The sequence below is a fragment of the Pantoea endophytica genome (assembly GCF_002858935.1).
Classification (GTDB): Bacteria; Pseudomonadota; Gammaproteobacteria; order Enterobacterales; family Enterobacteriaceae; genus Pantoea; species Pantoea leporis.
The window spans coordinates 36,534-52,549 of the sequence record NZ_PJRT01000001.1 but is presented as its reverse complement, the minus strand read 5'-3'; the positions used below and the strand labels follow the sequence as shown (position 1 = coordinate 52,549).

Here is a 16,016-nt window from a genome sequence, read left to right as displayed (position 1 = left end):
GGCGACCTTTTTACATACCATTACGCCTCTTGCGTCGCCAACCGCCGACCGGCACGCTGGGCCACCAGCGGCAACAATGCCTGACGTACCAGATAGCCATCTGGATCCAGCCCCCAACCTAACGCAGCAGCGGCATCGACAATCGCTTTATCCCATTCCAGTTTTTTCCGTCCGTCACCCGCAGTGGTAATCACCACTTCACACGCATGATCGGATGCCTGATAGCGACGCCAGCTGCCTGCCGGCACGGAAATCACCGAACGCTCCGGCGCGGTCATCGTCACTTCTTCACCATCACGATTGAAGGTCACAGTAAGCGTGCCCTTAAACACCATGAGTACTTGCACCTGTGCGCAGCGGTGCGTACCCATCTCGCCCGCTTGTGGCAAAGCCAGCCACTCTACCGAGAAGCCGTGTGGCGTGTTGATGGGCGGAGCGGCCTGACGATCCTGATTAATGCCATAGCCGATGACGGGCGCCATACGCGCACCGTGACCTGGCAACATGGCATCCAGTAGCGCGTGATCGCTCCAGGCGCGCTGCTCACCAGTGACGGCAAACTGCGCCATCTGCGCGGGCGTAAAATGCTGTAACTGCGCCATCTCCGCCTCGGGCAGCGGCGGCATACGCTCTGCAACCGGCGGGATCGCCGCGCCGGTTGAGGTATCGATCAGCATGTTATTGGGGCTGAGATAGAGTCCATATTCCGCCGCCGCCGACATCACATCGGGATGCCAGATAATGCCGCCGGTGTTATCGCCGCCCAGCACGGTAAATACCCAGCCATCGGTATCGGTAGCCGACACATTGGTGAAGCCACGGAAAATCCATGTTGGCAGGCTGACAATCGCCGGAGCGTCGAGCTCCAGCGACTCTTCGCCTTTATTCCCCCAGCGGAAACGCCAGCGGCCTTCATGGATCAGGAAGACTTCGGCAGTGAAATGCAGATGCAGATTATTGGTCACGCCTTTTGGCATCGCTGCCGCGCCAATGTTAAAACCGTGCGCTTCAGGAATATTGATCACCTGCTCAGACGACTGCGTCACGCCCGGCCCGATAAATGAGTAATTCTGCTTGAGATGCGAACCCGGCAGTTTGCAGTCGATAAACGCCAGATTGCACGACACCATATCTTGCGGCGCGATCAGGCGCGCACGTGCTGCTGTAGCGGACAATGTTTGCTGTTTCATCTTCTTCTCCTCAATAACCCGAACCAGAACGAACAGGCAACGCCTCACCGCGCGCGGTGGCGACAGCGTGGCGTGCGGCATGCGTTAGCTGCATCACATCATTGGCGGGGGTCACCAACTGAAAGCCCTGTGCGATGCGCTGTGCGGCGGCTTCTCCGCTGGTACAAAAAATACCGGCCAGTTTGTGGCCGGCGCGGGTGCGGCTCAGCACCCGTTCAATGGCATTTAACATCTCAGGATGCTGCGATTCGGCGCTGGCCTGGCCGGTGAGCGTGAGAGACAGATCGTTGGGGCCGATAAACACGCCGTCCAATCCCTCGACGTCGAGAATGGCATCAAGATTGGCCAACCCCGCGCGTGTTTCAATCATCGCCAGCGTCAGAATTTGCTGGTTAGCATGCTGCGGATAATCTTTGCCGCCATACAGCAGCGCACGCGCTGGACCAAACGAGCGCGAACCTTGCGGCGCATAGCGGCAGGCATCGACAAACTGCTGCGCTTCGGCGGCATCGTTGATCATCGGGCAGATAATGCCGTAGGCGCCGGCATCCAGCATGCGCATAATCTGCGCCGGCTCGTTGTGCGAGACGCGCACCAGCGGCGTCGCGGGTGTGGAGGATAGCGCCTGCAACATGCTGAGCGCGGCGGCGAAATCGATCAGGCCATGTTGCAGGTCAACGGTGACTGCATCAAAGCCCTGATGCCCGGCAATCTCGGCGCTGTAGCTGCTGGGGATCGCCAGCCAGCCGTTAATAATCGGTTCACGGCGTTGTTTTAAAGGGTTGATACGCATAATTCACTCCTCTTAATCCAGGTTTGCAGCGCGCGGGCACAGGCTTGCGGCTGCTCCAGCAGCAGAAAGTGTCCGCACTGTTCAAGCGTGATGTGGCGTGCGGCGGGAGCCGCTTTGACAAGCAGGTGATGGTGTTCGGGGGTGCAGATGGCGTCGCTGTCGCCGTTGAGGATCAACAGCGGTGCCTGCAGCGCCGGTAAGGTATGCCGTAAATCGCGACGTTGTATGGCGATGGCGGTCTGTTGACGAAAGCGCTCAACGCTGCTGCGTTCTGCCATCGTCACCAGCGCGCCAAGCAGCTCGCGATCCGCCAGCCGCGATGCATGCACATAGCGCGGCCAGAGTTGCTCAATCACCGATCGCATACCGTTTTTCGCAGCTCGATCAAGCAAGGCAATACGTCCCGCAGCGTTGACCGGCGCATCCGCCAACGGATTCACCGCCAGCAGCGCGAGGCCCGCGATGCGTTGCGCGGCTTGCGCCTGCATCTCCAGCGCCACCAGCGCACCCAGCGAGAATCCCACCAGTAAAAAGCGCGCCGGCAAGTCAGTCAGCAGCTGCGCCGCGAGCTGTTCGGCGCTGTCAGCACCGCTCATCTCGGGAATGATCATCGGCTGCGGCGGTAGATGGCGGCAAAGCGGTTGCCACAACGCGCCGTCGCACAAGGTACCGCCCAGTAACACCAAAGGCAGTGACATGATTAGCCCTCCGCCACAGGACGGGCATTCACCATCCGCATCACATGGCGCACCAGCAGCAGCGACAGCAATGAAATAATGCCAATCACCATAAAGCCCTGCTGCATCGCGAAGTAATATTTGATGTAGCCGACCAGCACCGGGCCAAAGAAAATCCCGGCGGAGTAGATGCTTTGATATAGCCCAACGCGAGTGGATTGCTGCCAGGCGGGCGTGCGGGTGACGATCAGAGAATTCAGCACGGTGGAGATCATGCCGAAGGCACAGCCCGCCAGCGCCTGCAAGCCATACAGCAGCCAGATATTGGGCGCGTAAGGCATGGCTATCGCTACGGCCCCTTGCAGCACGCCGCCGATAATTGCCGTGTTGCGTAAGCCCAGCAGGCGATAGAAGAAGGGCGCGCACAGCGCGGTGGCCAGCGCATAGAAGAACAGATGGATACCGCTTAGCGTAGCCAGCGAGGCGGCCGCCATGCCAAAGCCTTCTGCCAGCAGCGGCGTCAGCGTGTCGCGCGTGGCAAATGGCACCATCATCACCAGTGCACAGAGTCCGCCGAGATACCACACCGAAGGATCACGCAGCTGAGTGCGAACCGCAGAGAGACGTTGTGCCGTGGGCATCGCTTCCGGGCGTTTTTCACGGATAAAGAATGTCAGCAAAAAAGCCAGCAGCGCGGCAGCGGACGCCACCAAAAAGCTCGATTCGGCACCGAAATGACGGGCAATAAATCCCGCCACCGAAATCCCGATAAAAGTGCCTACCGGCGAGGTGACGCTCAGCATGGCGATCGCGGCGGCGGCTTCCAGCGGCGGGAAGTAAGCCACGAACATCACGTTATACACCACCCATGTCGCGCTGGTGACGCCATCGGCGAGCTTGGCGATAAACAGTGTTTCCGGTGTCGGCCAAAGGTAAACCACCGGCCAGGCGATAAGCGTAAACAATAAGCCAATCTGGATAATGCGTTTGCGGCGGCGAAAGCGGTCCGACAGAATGCCGGTCGGAAAACGCAACAGCATCGAGGCCAATCCGGTAGCACCGATGATGATTCCCATCACGCGCGCCTCGACATTCAGCGACATGATGTAGGGGGCGAGAAACGGATCAAAGGCGTGAATGCTGATAAAAAACAGCAAGCTAATAATGAAAAACAGCAGCACATCACGACGCAATAACGCTTTCATAATGAGTTCCTCAATAAGCCGTCCAGCCGCCATCCACCTTCAGCGAGCTGCCGGTGACCAACGCTGCGGCCGGTGATGCCAGAAACACCACCGGCCCCATCACATCTTCCAGCGTGCCAAGACGACCAATCTGAATGCGGCGCAGCGCCTGCTGGCGAAACGCTTCATCTGCCAGCGAGGCCTGCGACAGTTCGGTTTCGATAAAGGTGGGGCACAAGGTGTTGATGCGAATGCCGTCGCGTCCCAGCTCCAGCGCCATGGCACGCGTCAGCCCTTCCAGCGCCGCTTTTGATGCGCAGTAGACGCTGCGCTGCGGGCCGCCGACGTGCGCCATCTGCGAAGAGAGATGGATAATGCTGCCGCCTTGTCCGGCGGCCTGCATACCGGCCGCGACCCGCTGCGACAGGAAAAACGTGGCGCGCAGGTTTACGTCCATCACCGCATCAAAGTTGGCTTCGCTGACCTCGCTAAACGGCTGATGGCGCGCCAGCCCGGCGCTGTTGACCAGCACATGAAAGCTCGGCAAATCGTGTAGTGTCTGGCGCACCGCGCGCGTGTTGCAGACGTCGAGCGGCAGCGGATGCAATGTCAGGCCGGCGCTCGCCGCCTGCTGCACGGCGTGCGCCAGGCGATCGGCGTCGCGCGCGGCAATCCACACTTGCGCTCCGGCGTCGGCCAGCGCGATAGCGGCGGCAAAACCGATACCGCGCGAGCCGCCGGTCACCAGCGCGCGCTGTCCATCCAGGCGAAATAAAGGGGTAGTCGGAACCATGCGCGCCTCCTTATTTCACCGTAACCGGCGCGGGTGCGGCGTAGGCCACTTCCTGCTGGCCGTAGCGGCGCACGCGAATGTTGGCCTGTTCGGCATGACCGGCAAAGCCCTCCAGCAGCGCCAGGCGCGAGCAGTAAGCGCCGATTTCTGCCGAAGCCGCATCGCTGGTGACGCGCTGCCAGGTGCAGGTTTTCATAAATTTGCCCACCCACAAGCCGCCGGTATAACGCGATGCACCCAGCGTGGGCAGCGTATGGTTGGTGCCGATCACCTTGTCGCCATAAGCCACATTGGTACGCGGCCCGAGAAACAGCGCGCCGTAATTGCGCATGTTCTGGTGATACCAGTCATCGCGATCGGTCATCACCTGCACGTGTTCAGAAGCGATGCGGTTGGCTTCTGCCAGCATCTCATCGTGATCGGCACAGAGAATGATTTCGCCATAATCGTGCCAGGCTTGTTGCGCCACATCGGCGGTAGGCAGTTGCAGCAACAGCTGGTGGATATAGCGCTCGGTCTCCTGTGCCAGCTGGCGCGAGCAGGTCAGCAGAATCGCGGGTGAGGTGGGGCCATGTTCCGCCTGGCCGAGCAGATCGGTTGCGCAGAGTTCACCGTCAACGCTGTCATCGGCGATCACCAGCGTTTCGGTCGGGCCAGCGAACAGGTCGATGCCAACGCGGCCAAATAGCTGGCGTTTGGCTTCGGCCACCCACGCGTTGCCCGGCCCGACTAACATATCGACCGGCGCAATCCGCTCAGTACCAATCGCCATGGCGCCCACCGCCTGAATGCCGCCGAGCGCATAGATCTCGTCGGCGCCGGCCATCGACTGCGCCGCAACAATGGCTGCAGCCGGTTTACCGTGAAACGGCGGGGCGCAGCTCACGATGCGATCGCAGCCTGCGACTTTGGCGGTAATGATCGACATATGCGCCGAAGCCAGCAGCGGGTATTTGCCGCCCGGCACGTAACAGCCGACATTGCTGATGGGAATGTTGCGATGGCCAAGTATCACGCCCGGACGCGTTTCAATCGCCAAATCGGTCAGGCAATTTTTTTGCGCCTGAGCGAAGTTATGCACCTGCTCCTGAGCGAATTCGATGTCGCGAATATCTTGTTTGGTCAGCTGTTGCAGGCAGGCATTGATCTCCTGCGGCGTTAAGCGGAAATCATCGCGGGCAAAGCCATCGAACTTAATCGAGAGTTCGCGCACCGCGTCATCGCCGCGCGCTTCAATTTGCGCCAGCACTGCTTCCACATCGCTGCGAACGCGCTGTTGCTGCTGTTGGCGTTCTGCTTTCGCTGCCGCCTGTTTTAACCAGATTGCCATGCTCTTTTCCTCATCATTGATTGCTGTTAATCAGGTTTGCATACGTATGCAAAGAGCGTAAAGAGGCTGAAAGGGGAAAAGATGAAAAGTGAGAATGTGCGCAGTTTTTTCAAATTGCAGGCAGCAGAAAGCCCCGCAGAACGGGGATTAACATGATGAATTTTCTGGTTTTACAGTCGCTCTATCGCCAAAGCGAGCGCCAGCAATGCTTCTTCATCAGGCGCTGGATAGAGCAGTTCCAGCCCCAGCGGCAAACCGTTAGCTAATTGACCAAACGGCAACGTTACGGCGGGTAAGCCGCTGATGGCCGCCAGCTCCGGCGCCCAGCCCGGCGGCATCTTCTCCAGTGAAATCGGAGTGCGCTGGCTGGTGGGATAAATCAGCGCATCCAGCCGCTGATCCTGCATCTGCTGTTGCAGTTGCTGACGCAAATGGCGTTGAAAACGGCGTTGCTCGCGCCATGCGGCACACACCAGCGCGCTGCGCGTGAGGTGTAATTGCAGCAGTTCATCGAACTCGGCGAGATGTTCGCCTCGTGCCAGCAGATCCGAAAGCGAAGCAGGCGCATGGTCCATTTTGCTTAGCCAGCGGGACATCGCCGGATGGAATTCGCGCAGGCTGAGACAAGGTTCCTGCGCCACGCGCGATGATAGCGGTAACCGCAGCGGAATCAGTGTGGCGCCCGCCCGCCGCAGACGAGAGAAAGCCTGTGCTAATGCCTGACGTTGCGCGTCATCATCGCCTGGCAGATCGCTAACCATGCCCAGCCGCACACCCCGCAAGGTTCGCTGCGCTAGCGGGCGCACCGGCAGCCCATGCGTTACCTGATGCAGCAGCGCCGCATCAGCCACGCACCATGTCATCGGCCCAACGGTGTCTTTGCTGAGCGAAAGCGGCGCGACGCCGCGCAGCTGGCGGCGGCGAAATGCCGGACGCAGTCCCACCAGACCGGTCCATGCCGCGGGAATGCGGATCGATCCGCCAGTATCGCTGCCGAGTGCCGCATCCGCCATACCGGCCACCACCGCCGCTGCGCTGCCGCCGCTTGAGCCACCGGCGGTCAGCTGTGGATTCAGGGGATTGCGCACATCGCCGCCGAGCGAACTGCGCGAACGTACGTCAAAGGCGAACTCAGACAGATTCGCTTTGGCGAGAATCAGCGCACCCGCAGTTCTCAGGCGTGCAATTACGCGCGCATCTGCACGTGGCTGTGCTTCGGCCAGCGCCCGGCAGCCGAGCGTGGTAGCCATGCCGACGCAATCAATATTATCTTTTATCACCAGCGGAATGCCGTGCAGCACGCCAACCGGCGCGCCGCTACGCCATAAGCGATCGCAGCGCTGTGCCTCTTTCATCACCTGGGGATTAATACTGATAATCGCGTTGAGCGCGCGACCTGCGTTGATAGCGGCTAAGCGGCGTTCAACCTCTTCCGCACTGTTGCGCTGCGGTTGCAGACGCGCGGCACTCATTTCACCGCATCCTGCGACAGCATGCCGCTCGCTTCACGTGCCGCTGGCGGCAACTGACGCTGCTGCACCCGTTTTGCCGCTAGCGGTGTTAACACGCCAGCGATCAGACACAAGCCACCAATCACCCAATAACCCGCGTAGACATTGACGTGTTGCAACAACACGCCCATCAGCACCGGGCCGAAAAACATGCCGCACGAATAGATGGTTTGAAACAGCCCCATCCGGGTGGTTTGTTCATGTTCCGAAGTGTTAACCACGCTTAAGGACATAAACACGGCAAACGCCATGCCAAAGGAAAAACCGGCCAGACCTTGCCACAGGTAAATCAGCCACATGTTGCTGGTCAAGGGGACGAAAATTGACGAGATGATTTGTAATCCGATGCCCACCAGCGCGGTGTTAACCAAGCCCAGCCGCTGATAAAACACGGAACTGCACAATGCCACGGCCACACCATAAAACAACAAGTGGATATTACTCAGCACTGCCAGCGTGCCCGCCTTGGCACCTAACTGCTGAGCGTATATGGGCGTGAGCGTGTCGCGAGTGGCAAACGGGACCAAAATCACCACCGTCGCCAGCAGCCCAATAAACCAAATTGAGCGGTCCGCTAGCTGGCGTTTAGCGCTGTCGATACAGGCTTTGAGGTGCGGCGCTTTGTGGCTATCTTCCTCTTCACGAACGCGCAGGCTGAGAAGCAGCGCCAGGCAACCGGCAATCGCTGGCACAAAAAACGCCTGCGTACTGCCCAGCCATAGGGCAACGGCACCGCAAATGGCATTGCTAATAAATACGCCAATCGGCCCGGCCAATGCCAACAGCGCCACTGCAGCCGGCGCGTCATCACGAGGAAAATAGCGGATGAAAATGATGTTGTAGAGCACCCAACTCGCGGCAGCGATGCCGCAGGCCAGCTTGGCCAGCCAGAATGTCAGCGCAGCGGGGAACATCCATGCCAGCGGCCAGGCAATCACCGGCAGCAGCAGGGCGAACTGCATAAACACTTTGCGATTTTTCATCACGTCAGAGATGACGCTGAGCGGAAAACGGATACACAGCGATGCCAAACCAGAGGCGCCCATGATCATGCCGATGGTTTGCGGTTCAATGCCTAATCTCACCATGTAAGGCGCCATGAAGGCATCGAAGCCGTGAATGCAGATAAAAAACAGCACGCTCATGGTGAAAAACGTCAACAGCTCGGGACGGCTAAACAGTGCTCGAAACATGTTAAACCTCTTATCAACGCAGATAAGTGACTAAAAACGCGGGTTTCATCCTGAGTCCGGGTCGGTTATGTTGCATGCATTGAATACGTATTCAATGGCCGAAGTTACGAAATGATTTCATGTTTGTAAAGTGTGTGCTTGGCAATGTGAAAAAAAAGTTATTGAGTGTTGCATACGCATGCAAAAAAGGTGTAAGAGTAAAAAACACACACCGAAGCAGGTGAGTCCGGTTGATGAAATTGGCTACAATGCCCGGCAGTCACCCGTGCATCAGTGTGCTAAACAGGAAGATAACGCCATGAAACGTAAGACCTTCGGTCCAGTGACCTCACAACAAGTTGCGCAGCACGCCGGCGTTTCACAGTCTGCGGTATCGCGTACCTTCACGCCGGGCGCCAGTATTTCACCGGCCACGCGTGAAAAGGTGCTGCAGTCTGCCCGTGAGTTGGGTTATCGACCCAACGCGTTGGCGCGATCGCTGAACACCGCACGTTCGCGCATCGTTGGTGTGGTGATCTCCTGTTTCGATAATCCGTTTTATCCCCATGTGCTGGAAGCGTTGGGGCGTGAACTGGATGCGCTTAACTACCATCTGCTGCTGTTCGTCAGCGATCGGGATAGCAATGTTGACCGCATTTTCGATCAGATCATGCAGTACCGCGTGGATGGCATTGTGCTGGCATCCGGCGCGTTATCCGATGCGTTATCCGAAGAGTGCCACGGCGCGGGCATTCCGGTGGTGCTGTTCAACCGCACCGCCGAAAGCGAAATGGCGTCAAGCGTGAATACCGATAACCGTGCCGCCGCACGTCAGATCGCCGAATTTCTGTTGGCAGGCGAACATCAACGCTTTGCCTGCATTACCGGCGCGGACAACGCTTCGGTAAATCAGCTACGGCTGGACGGTTTTCGCGAGGCATTGCGCGCGCGCAACATCGACGTCACGGTGTTAGCGGGTCAAAACGACAGCGAGCAAACCGCACAGGCGGCGCGTCAATTGTTCAGCAGCGGCACGCCGCCCGATGCGGTGTTTGCCGTCAACGATCATATGGCGCTGACGGTTATGGATGTGGCGCGTTACGAGTTTGGTCTGCGCATTCCGCAGGATGTGTCGGTGGTGGGTTATGACGATGTTGGTCCAGCGGGCTGGCCTTCGTATGCGCTGACGTCTATCTGTCAGCCGGTTGAAGTGATGGTGCAACGCACCATTGGCCTGCTAATGCAGCAAATCGACAGCGCGGTGATGGCACCCGAGCAAATTGTTATTCCCGGCACGTTGGTAGTACGCCACTCCGCGCGGCGTCCGCGTCACGGCGTGGTAGAAGAGAACGGCCAGCTGCTATTTCGTTCAGAGGAGGTTGAGTAATGCGATTGCCGGGTTTCAGTCCCCAGTTTGATTCTATTCAGCAGTTTATTCTGACGTTAACCCACGTGGTATGGGAGCAGAAGGATATCGGGCAGCTGGCTGATTTCTACGCCACGCCGGTGGTATTTCACACGCCGGAAAAGCGCCTGACCGAACTCAGCGATTTCATGCGTTTGACGCTGGAAGCGTTACATTGCTTCCCGCAGCGTCAGGTGCTGACCGAAGATATTCTCACCGCGCGTGAAGGCGATACCTGTTGGTACGCCTCGCAGCGCACGCAGGCACGTATTCAGCATCTGGGCGAAGGCTTCTTTGGCGCGCCGAGTGGCAAAACGGTTTGGGTACGTACTTTCGCCGATCGTATTTGTCGTGATGGGCTGGTGGAGCAAGAGTGGCTGCTGCAGGATCGCGCGGGCATTCTTGCGCAGATTGGTACCAACGTGGCGGAGTTTGCCCAGCATCTAACGCAGATGCGCCAGCAGCAAGGGCTGGAGATGCCCGCGCCCGAAGAGCTGGAAGCGCGTTGGGCTGGCGGCCCGGATGGCGATGATGCCGAAGGAACCATCGCGGGTTTGATTGAGCGCTATCTCAGCATGTGGGCCGGCGGCAACAGCGGTGTGGTGCCTGGTGTTTATCATCCCGCCGCCACCTTGCACGGACCGGGCCACAGCAGCTTTACCGGCGAGCTGGAGATTGGCAGCTTCCTTTCCGGCTATCGCGCCTCATTCGCTGACAGCGAAACGCAGCTGCATCATTTGGTGGTGCGCCGCGATGCCAACGAACCGGTGCGCATCAGCCTGCGCTGGTCACTGTTGAGCTGGCATGACGGCTACGGAAAGTTTGGTCCGCCGTCGCGCAAGCCAGTGTGTATTTCCGGTATTTCTCATTTGGAATTACGTGATGGCGTCATCATGCGGGAATATTTAGGTATCGATGAACTCTCAATCTGGTTACAGCTACTCAGCTGATTAATCAGCACTTTTAAATAACGCATCACGTCACGGCAATTAATCCCTTAATTACCGACGGCGTTCTGCACCCTGAATTCAGCCGGGTGAATCGGCAGCGCTTGATTGCGAGGACCGCGCTCACCCTTAATTCGTCAAAAGCAGGAGTGTTTATGTCTACAACGGACACGGCTAATAAAGCCACCGCCAGTGAAAAGAGCGCAGAAAAAACCTCAGCACGCACCCAGGCCGAACCGGTTTTGCAGGTTGAGCGACGGGATTTTGTCGATCTGGTTCCAGAAAACCGCGCGCGGGTGCAGCCAATGCGCGGTTTCGATCCCTGCTATACCGATATCGTTGATTACATTGTGCGTTGTACCCACAAGATCTGGGATGAGCGCGATGTCGGGCTGATCTACAGCCATTACACCCATAACTGCGTGTTATACAACGCATTGGGCACCATTTATACCCGTGAACAAGTGGTGCTCGATACCTTGCAACGTTTGGTCGCCTTCCCGGAACGTCGCGGCATGGCAACGCAGGTGATCTGGAACGGCAACGACGTTGACGGTTTTTACACCTCGCATCTGGTTACCGGTAGCGGCCGGCATACACAATCAAGCCAATACGGTAAACCCACCAACCGCACCTTCACCACGCGCACCGTGGCGGACTGCATGATTCTGGAAAACAAGATTTACCGCGAATGGGTGGTGAGCGACAACATGTCGCTGATGCGTCAATTGGGGCTGGATACCGACCAGATCGCGTACAACATGGCGAAAGAGCAGTTTGATAAGGGTTTCCGACTGACGGAGATTGGCGAAAACCGTCGTCTGCTCGGCCAGTATCCGCCAGAAAGCGATCCGGATTACACGCTGGCGCACACTGATACCGAAGCACAGGTGCTGGGCTGGCTGCACGAGATTTACAACAAACGCATGCTGGGCAAAGTGAAAGAGGTTTACGCCAGCAATGTGCAGTGGCACGGCCCACTGATGAAAGAGTTATATGGTCAGGCATCGGTGATCCATCAGACGCTGGCGCTGATCGGCATGATCCCAGACGGCGCATGGATGCCGCAGCATATCTGCTCCAATCCATGTGAAGAGGGCGGCACCAAAGTGGCGGTGCGCTGGGTAATGGAAGGGCATCATCTTGGCTACGGCGAGTTGGGTAAACCAACGGGACAGCGTCTGCTGGTGATGGGTATGAGCCACTATCACGTGGTGAACGGCAAAATTGTTGATGAATGGGTGGTTTACGATCACCTTGCGATGCTGGCGCAGATCAAATTGGGACAACTGGCGGAGACGGAAGCATGAGCAAACAACGCGTGCAGTTTATCAAGCAAGCCGCGGGCGAGGATGCGCAGGCGGATGCCAGCCTGATCGCCACCGTGAGCGACATTATTAGCAACGTGCGTCAGCGCGGAGACGCGGCACTGCGTGATTACTCGCAGAAATTTGATGGTGTCGCGCCGGAGCAGCTGGAAGTTTCGGCAGCAGAGATCGAGCAGGCGCTGGCGCAACTCGCCGATCAAACCCGCCAGGACAGTGAGTTTGCCATTGCGCAGGTGCGCCGCTTCGCCGAAGCGCAGCGCGCCACCTTGCAGCCGCTGGAGATTGAGACGTTGCCGGGCGTTCATCTGGGGCATCGCATCATCCCGATTGAAACCGTGGGCTGCTATGTGCCGGGCGGACGCTATCCGATCCTCTCCGCGCCGGTGATGTCTATCGTGCCAGCGGTGGTGGCGGGCTGCGATAACATCATCGCCTGTCTGCCGCCGGGCGCTCATCCGGCAATGATTGCAATTTGCCACTTGGCCGGAGCGCACCGCATTTTCAAAGTTGGTGGTGCGCAGGCCATTGCCGCGATGGCATACGGCACCGCATCGCTGCCGGCGGTGGACAAGATCGTCGGGCCGGGCAACGCTTTCGTCAATGAGGCGAAGCGTCAGGTATTTGGCAAAGTGGGTATTGATGCGTTGGCGGGGCCGAGCGAAATCTTTATCGTCGCCGATGACAGTGCTGATCCGCGCGTGCTGGCAGCGGATCTGCTGGCGCAGGCGGAGCATGACGTGCGCACGCGTGTTGGGCTGGCCACCACCAGCGAGCGCGTGGCGCATGCAACATTGCGGGAAATTGAGGCGCAGCTGGCATCCTTGCCGACGGCGAAAACGGCTGGTGAGGCGTGGCAGCGTCAGGGCGAAATTGTTCTCTGTGCCGACGAGGATGCGATGGTGGCGTACACCGATGAGATCGCCACTGAGCATCTGCAAATCCATGCGCGCGATCCCCATGCGCTGGCGGCGCGCATCCGCAATTACGGATCGCTGTTTATCGGGCAAAACGCCAGCGTGGTGTTTTCTGATAAATGCTGCGGCACCAACCACACGCTGCCCACCATGGCGGCGGCACGTTACACCGGCGGATTGTGGGTCGGTGCGTATCTGAAAACCTGCACGCATCAATGGATTGACGATCAGGGCATCGCCGCCATCGCTGCTCCTGCGGTGCGCCAGAGCCGTACCGAAGGGATGCAGGCGCATCGTCGTGCAGCGCAGATTCGTTTGCAGCCAGAAAAACTCGACGCCATCCTGCGTGGCGCGGAGGATTAGTCCGTGACTTTCATCACCTGCCAGGCGAGGATGCTGGCAGGTGATGAACAGAGGAATCGGGCTATGCAGGGCAGTCGTCGTACCCTGAAGTTACTTACCGCTTTATTGGTGCTGTTGATTGTCGGACTGATCGCCGGCGCCATCCATTTCCATAAAAACTCTAACGCCTTATGGCAGATCATCAGCGAAAAGTGCGTGCCGAATATGGCGGCGACGGGCAACCCAGCGCCATGCCAGCAGGTGAATAGCGCGCAGGGTTACGTCACGCTGAAAGATCTCAACGGGCCGTTGCAGTATCTGCTGATGCCGATCGAAAAAATCACCGGCATGGAAAGTCCCATCATTCTTGAACCTGCTACACCAAATCTGTTTGCCGAGGCCTGGCAACAGCGCGCATTACTGGCGCAAAGGCACGGCGCGCCGATTCCCGATAGCGCGCTGTCGCTGGCCATCAATGCGCAATACGGGCGTACGCAGAATCAGCTGCATATTCATATTTCCTGTCTGCGTCCGGATGTGCGCCAGCAGCTGGATGCGCTGGCACCGAGACTGAATGCGCAGTGGCAGAGTGAAACGCTGCGTAAGCATGGTTATCTGGTGCGGGCGCTTTCTAAGCAAGAGCTGGCGCAGCAGAGTGCGTTTATCCGTCTGGCGGATGAAGTGCCGCATGCGCGCAGCGAGATGGGGAAATATGGCCTGGCGCTGGCACAGCTGCCGGATGGCCGTTTAGCGCTGCTGGCGCTGGAACGTAACTGGCTGAAACTGAACAGCGGTTCGGCGGAAGAGCTGCAGGATCATAACTGCAGCATATTGCCGCAATAACCCTTTTTTCGTAGGGGCGCAATTAATAGCGGCCAATAAAAAAGGCGGCTAATCAGCCGCCTTAATCTGCACCTAAACGCTAAGTTACGCGTTTTTCGCTGCTGCTGCCGCTTTCACGATCACCGCAAAAGCATCCGCTTTCAGTGAAGCACCGCCAACCAGCGCGCCATCGATATCTGGCTGGGTGAACAGCTCAGCGGCGTTTTTGTCGTTGACCGAACCGCCGTACTGAATGATCACTTGCTGAGCGATAGCCGCATCTTTCTTCGCGATATGGTCACGAATGAATTTATGCACCGCCTGAGCCTGCGCTGGCGTAGCAGATTTGCCGGTACCGATAGCCCAAACTGGCTCATAAGCGATGACTGCGCCTTCGAACGCCGCGGCGCCCTGCGTTTCCAGCACGGCGTCGATCTGACGTGCGCACACTTCTTCCGTTTTGCCCGCTTCGTTTTCTGCGTCAGTTTCACCGATGCACAGAACCGGCACCAGACCCGCTTCTTTCACTACGGCAAATTTCTTCGCGATGAACTCGTCGCTCTCTTTGTGGTAGGTGCGGCGCTCAGAGTGGCCGATGATGATGTATTTCGCGCCAACGTCTTTCAACATGTCTGCGGAAGTTTCGCCAGTGAATGCGCCAGACAGATTAACGTCAACGTTCTGAGCACCCAGAGCAATGTGGCTACCGGAAATGGCGTGTTTCGCCAGGTCCAGATAGATGGCTGGCGGTGCAATCGCGACGCCACAACCATCAACACCAGACAGCTCTTTGCGCAGGCCTTCAATCAGCTCTTTGGTGATCTGCTTGCTACCGTTCAGTTTCCAGTTACCCATAACCAGTGGATGTCGCATTCTTTCCTCCGCATAACGCGATTCATGAAATAGCGCTGCCATCGGGCAGCGATGTCTGCGAGACAGTATAGAGATCAAATGTGTTGCTGGCTTTGCTTTTCGTCATTTTTGCCGGTGCGATCAGGGCGTCGCGAGCGCCAGTTTTATCGGTTCAACGGCGAAGGTCAAACCCTTGTCGCCGTTGTCTGCCACCACGAAACGCAATGCACCTTCGGTGCGGGCAAAATAGCGCGCACCTTTACCGGCGCTCAGCAGGGAATCGAGTTTTTTACGCCCCTCTTCAGGCGACAAGCCGGGAATGAAGAAGCGCAGCAGGGCGGTCATGTAATCCATGGCGCGAGCCTGCGCGGCTTTCATATCGGGGCCGGGAACCGGCAGCCAGGTGATTTGCAGGGTTTTGATTTTTCCGGTGCCTTGCTCCAGCGCAGTTGAGGCATACAGCGTTTCGCTGATTTTGCTGGCGGCACGCGTCAGATTGCTTTTATCGCCGCGACTATCAATCGCGCGATACTCCTGCAGCAATGCATTGGGATTAGCCGCGTTGTACTTCTCACGGAACTGAGCAACGGTCATATCGAACGTCGGCGCACCCGCGAGCAGATAGGGCGCTGCAGGCAGATGATCGCTACGATCCAACGCGGGTGCATCGTCCGCCCAGGCGGGAAATGTCAGTGCGAGGCCAAGCAGCAGCGCGACTGGCAGGTTATTCATTGCTTCGGCCCTAAATCATTCACT

Annotated in this window: 15 protein-coding genes; 5 read left to right on the top strand and 10 right to left on the bottom strand. The window is 58.1% G+C overall.

The features are described 5' to 3' along the window. Window positions 1-20 precede the first annotated feature (20 nt). The 8 genes from PZBJ_RS00225 to PZBJ_RS00190 form a co-directional block, all read right to left on the bottom strand. Window positions 21-1,190 carry a cupin domain-containing protein gene (locus PZBJ_RS00225; protein WP_101760660.1) on the bottom strand — a complete coding sequence of 390 codons (1,170 nt, stop codon included), beginning with the start codon at window positions 1,188-1,190 and terminating at the stop codon, window positions 21-23. 10 nt (window positions 1,191-1,200) lie between these two features. After that, window positions 1,201-1,983, bottom strand: coding sequence for an HpcH/HpaI aldolase family protein (locus tag PZBJ_RS00220; RefSeq protein ID WP_101760659.1), 783 nt, complete (start codon window positions 1,981-1,983; stop codon window positions 1,201-1,203). Continuing rightward, on the bottom strand, window positions 1,965-2,681 hold the full coding sequence (locus PZBJ_RS00215) for an alpha/beta fold hydrolase (RefSeq protein WP_101760658.1): 717 nt from the start codon (window positions 2,679-2,681) through the stop codon (window positions 1,965-1,967). The genes PZBJ_RS00220 and PZBJ_RS00215 overlap by 19 nt, the downstream gene beginning before the upstream one ends. 2 nt (window positions 2,682-2,683) lie before the next feature. Continuing rightward, complete coding sequence (locus tag PZBJ_RS00210; RefSeq protein ID WP_158238591.1) at window positions 2,684-3,865, bottom strand: MFS transporter; 1,182 nt, start codon at window positions 3,863-3,865, stop codon at window positions 2,684-2,686. A gap of 10 nt (window positions 3,866-3,875) precedes the next feature. Beyond that, complete coding sequence (locus PZBJ_RS00205; protein ID WP_101760656.1) at window positions 3,876-4,637, bottom strand: SDR family NAD(P)-dependent oxidoreductase; 762 nt, start codon at window positions 4,635-4,637, stop codon at window positions 3,876-3,878. A 10-nt stretch (window positions 4,638-4,647) separates the two neighbouring features. After that, on the bottom strand, window positions 4,648-5,967 hold the full coding sequence (gene hisD, locus PZBJ_RS00200) for a histidinol dehydrogenase (RefSeq protein WP_101760655.1): 1,320 nt from the start codon (window positions 5,965-5,967) through the stop codon (window positions 4,648-4,650). 170 nt (window positions 5,968-6,137) lie between these two features. Beyond that, window positions 6,138-7,439 carry an amidase gene (locus PZBJ_RS00195; RefSeq protein ID WP_101760654.1) on the bottom strand — a complete coding sequence of 434 codons (1,302 nt, stop codon included), beginning with the start codon at window positions 7,437-7,439 and terminating at the stop codon, window positions 6,138-6,140. Beyond that, window positions 7,436-8,671, bottom strand: coding sequence for an MFS transporter (locus PZBJ_RS00190; RefSeq protein ID WP_101760653.1), 1,236 nt, complete (start codon window positions 8,669-8,671; stop codon window positions 7,436-7,438). Before PZBJ_RS00190 ends, PZBJ_RS00195 begins: the two co-directional genes overlap by 4 nt. A gap of 298 nt (window positions 8,672-8,969) precedes the next feature. Between PZBJ_RS00190 and PZBJ_RS00185 the strand changes: the two genes are divergently transcribed. The 5 genes from PZBJ_RS00185 to PZBJ_RS00165 all read left to right on the top strand — a co-directional run bounded on the left by PZBJ_RS00185 (window position 8,970) and on the right by PZBJ_RS00165 (window position 14,429). Further along, the gene (locus PZBJ_RS00185; RefSeq protein WP_101760652.1) at window positions 8,970-10,037 is read left to right on the top strand and encodes a LacI family DNA-binding transcriptional regulator; all 1,068 of its coding nucleotides are present in this window, start codon (window positions 8,970-8,972) and stop codon (window positions 10,035-10,037) included. Next, window positions 10,037-11,005, top strand: a complete 969-nt coding sequence (locus PZBJ_RS00180; protein ID WP_101760651.1) for a nuclear transport factor 2 family protein — start codon at window positions 10,037-10,039, stop codon at window positions 11,003-11,005. The genes PZBJ_RS00185 and PZBJ_RS00180 overlap by 1 nt, the downstream gene beginning before the upstream one ends. 152 nt (window positions 11,006-11,157) lie before the next feature. Further along, a complete protein-coding gene (locus PZBJ_RS00175) occupies window positions 11,158-12,312 on the top strand; it encodes a nuclear transport factor 2 family protein (protein ID WP_101760650.1) in 1,155 nt (384 codons plus the stop codon). Then, window positions 12,309-13,607: a histidinol dehydrogenase gene (gene hisD / locus PZBJ_RS00170; protein WP_101760649.1), complete on the top strand. Its 1,299-nt coding sequence runs from the start codon at window positions 12,309-12,311 to the stop codon at window positions 13,605-13,607. Before PZBJ_RS00175 ends, hisD (PZBJ_RS00170) begins: the two co-directional genes overlap by 4 nt. Window positions 13,608-13,670: 63 nt before the next feature. Next, window positions 13,671-14,429, top strand: coding sequence for a CDP-diacylglycerol diphosphatase (locus PZBJ_RS00165; RefSeq protein ID WP_101760648.1), 759 nt, complete (start codon window positions 13,671-13,673; stop codon window positions 14,427-14,429). Between the two features lie 84 nt (window positions 14,430-14,513). On the opposite strand, the gene tpiA is transcribed toward PZBJ_RS00165, so the two are convergent. Together tpiA and PZBJ_RS00155 are read right to left on the bottom strand one after the other, a co-directional pair. Beyond that, window positions 14,514-15,281 carry a triose-phosphate isomerase gene (tpiA, locus tag PZBJ_RS00160; RefSeq protein WP_008109693.1) on the bottom strand — a complete coding sequence of 256 codons (768 nt, stop codon included), beginning with the start codon at window positions 15,279-15,281 and terminating at the stop codon, window positions 14,514-14,516. A 120-nt stretch (window positions 15,282-15,401) separates the two neighbouring features. Continuing rightward, a complete protein-coding gene (locus PZBJ_RS00155) occupies window positions 15,402-15,992 on the bottom strand; it encodes a YiiQ family protein (RefSeq protein WP_101760647.1) in 591 nt (196 codons plus the stop codon). Between the last annotated feature and the right edge of the window lie 24 nt (window positions 15,993-16,016).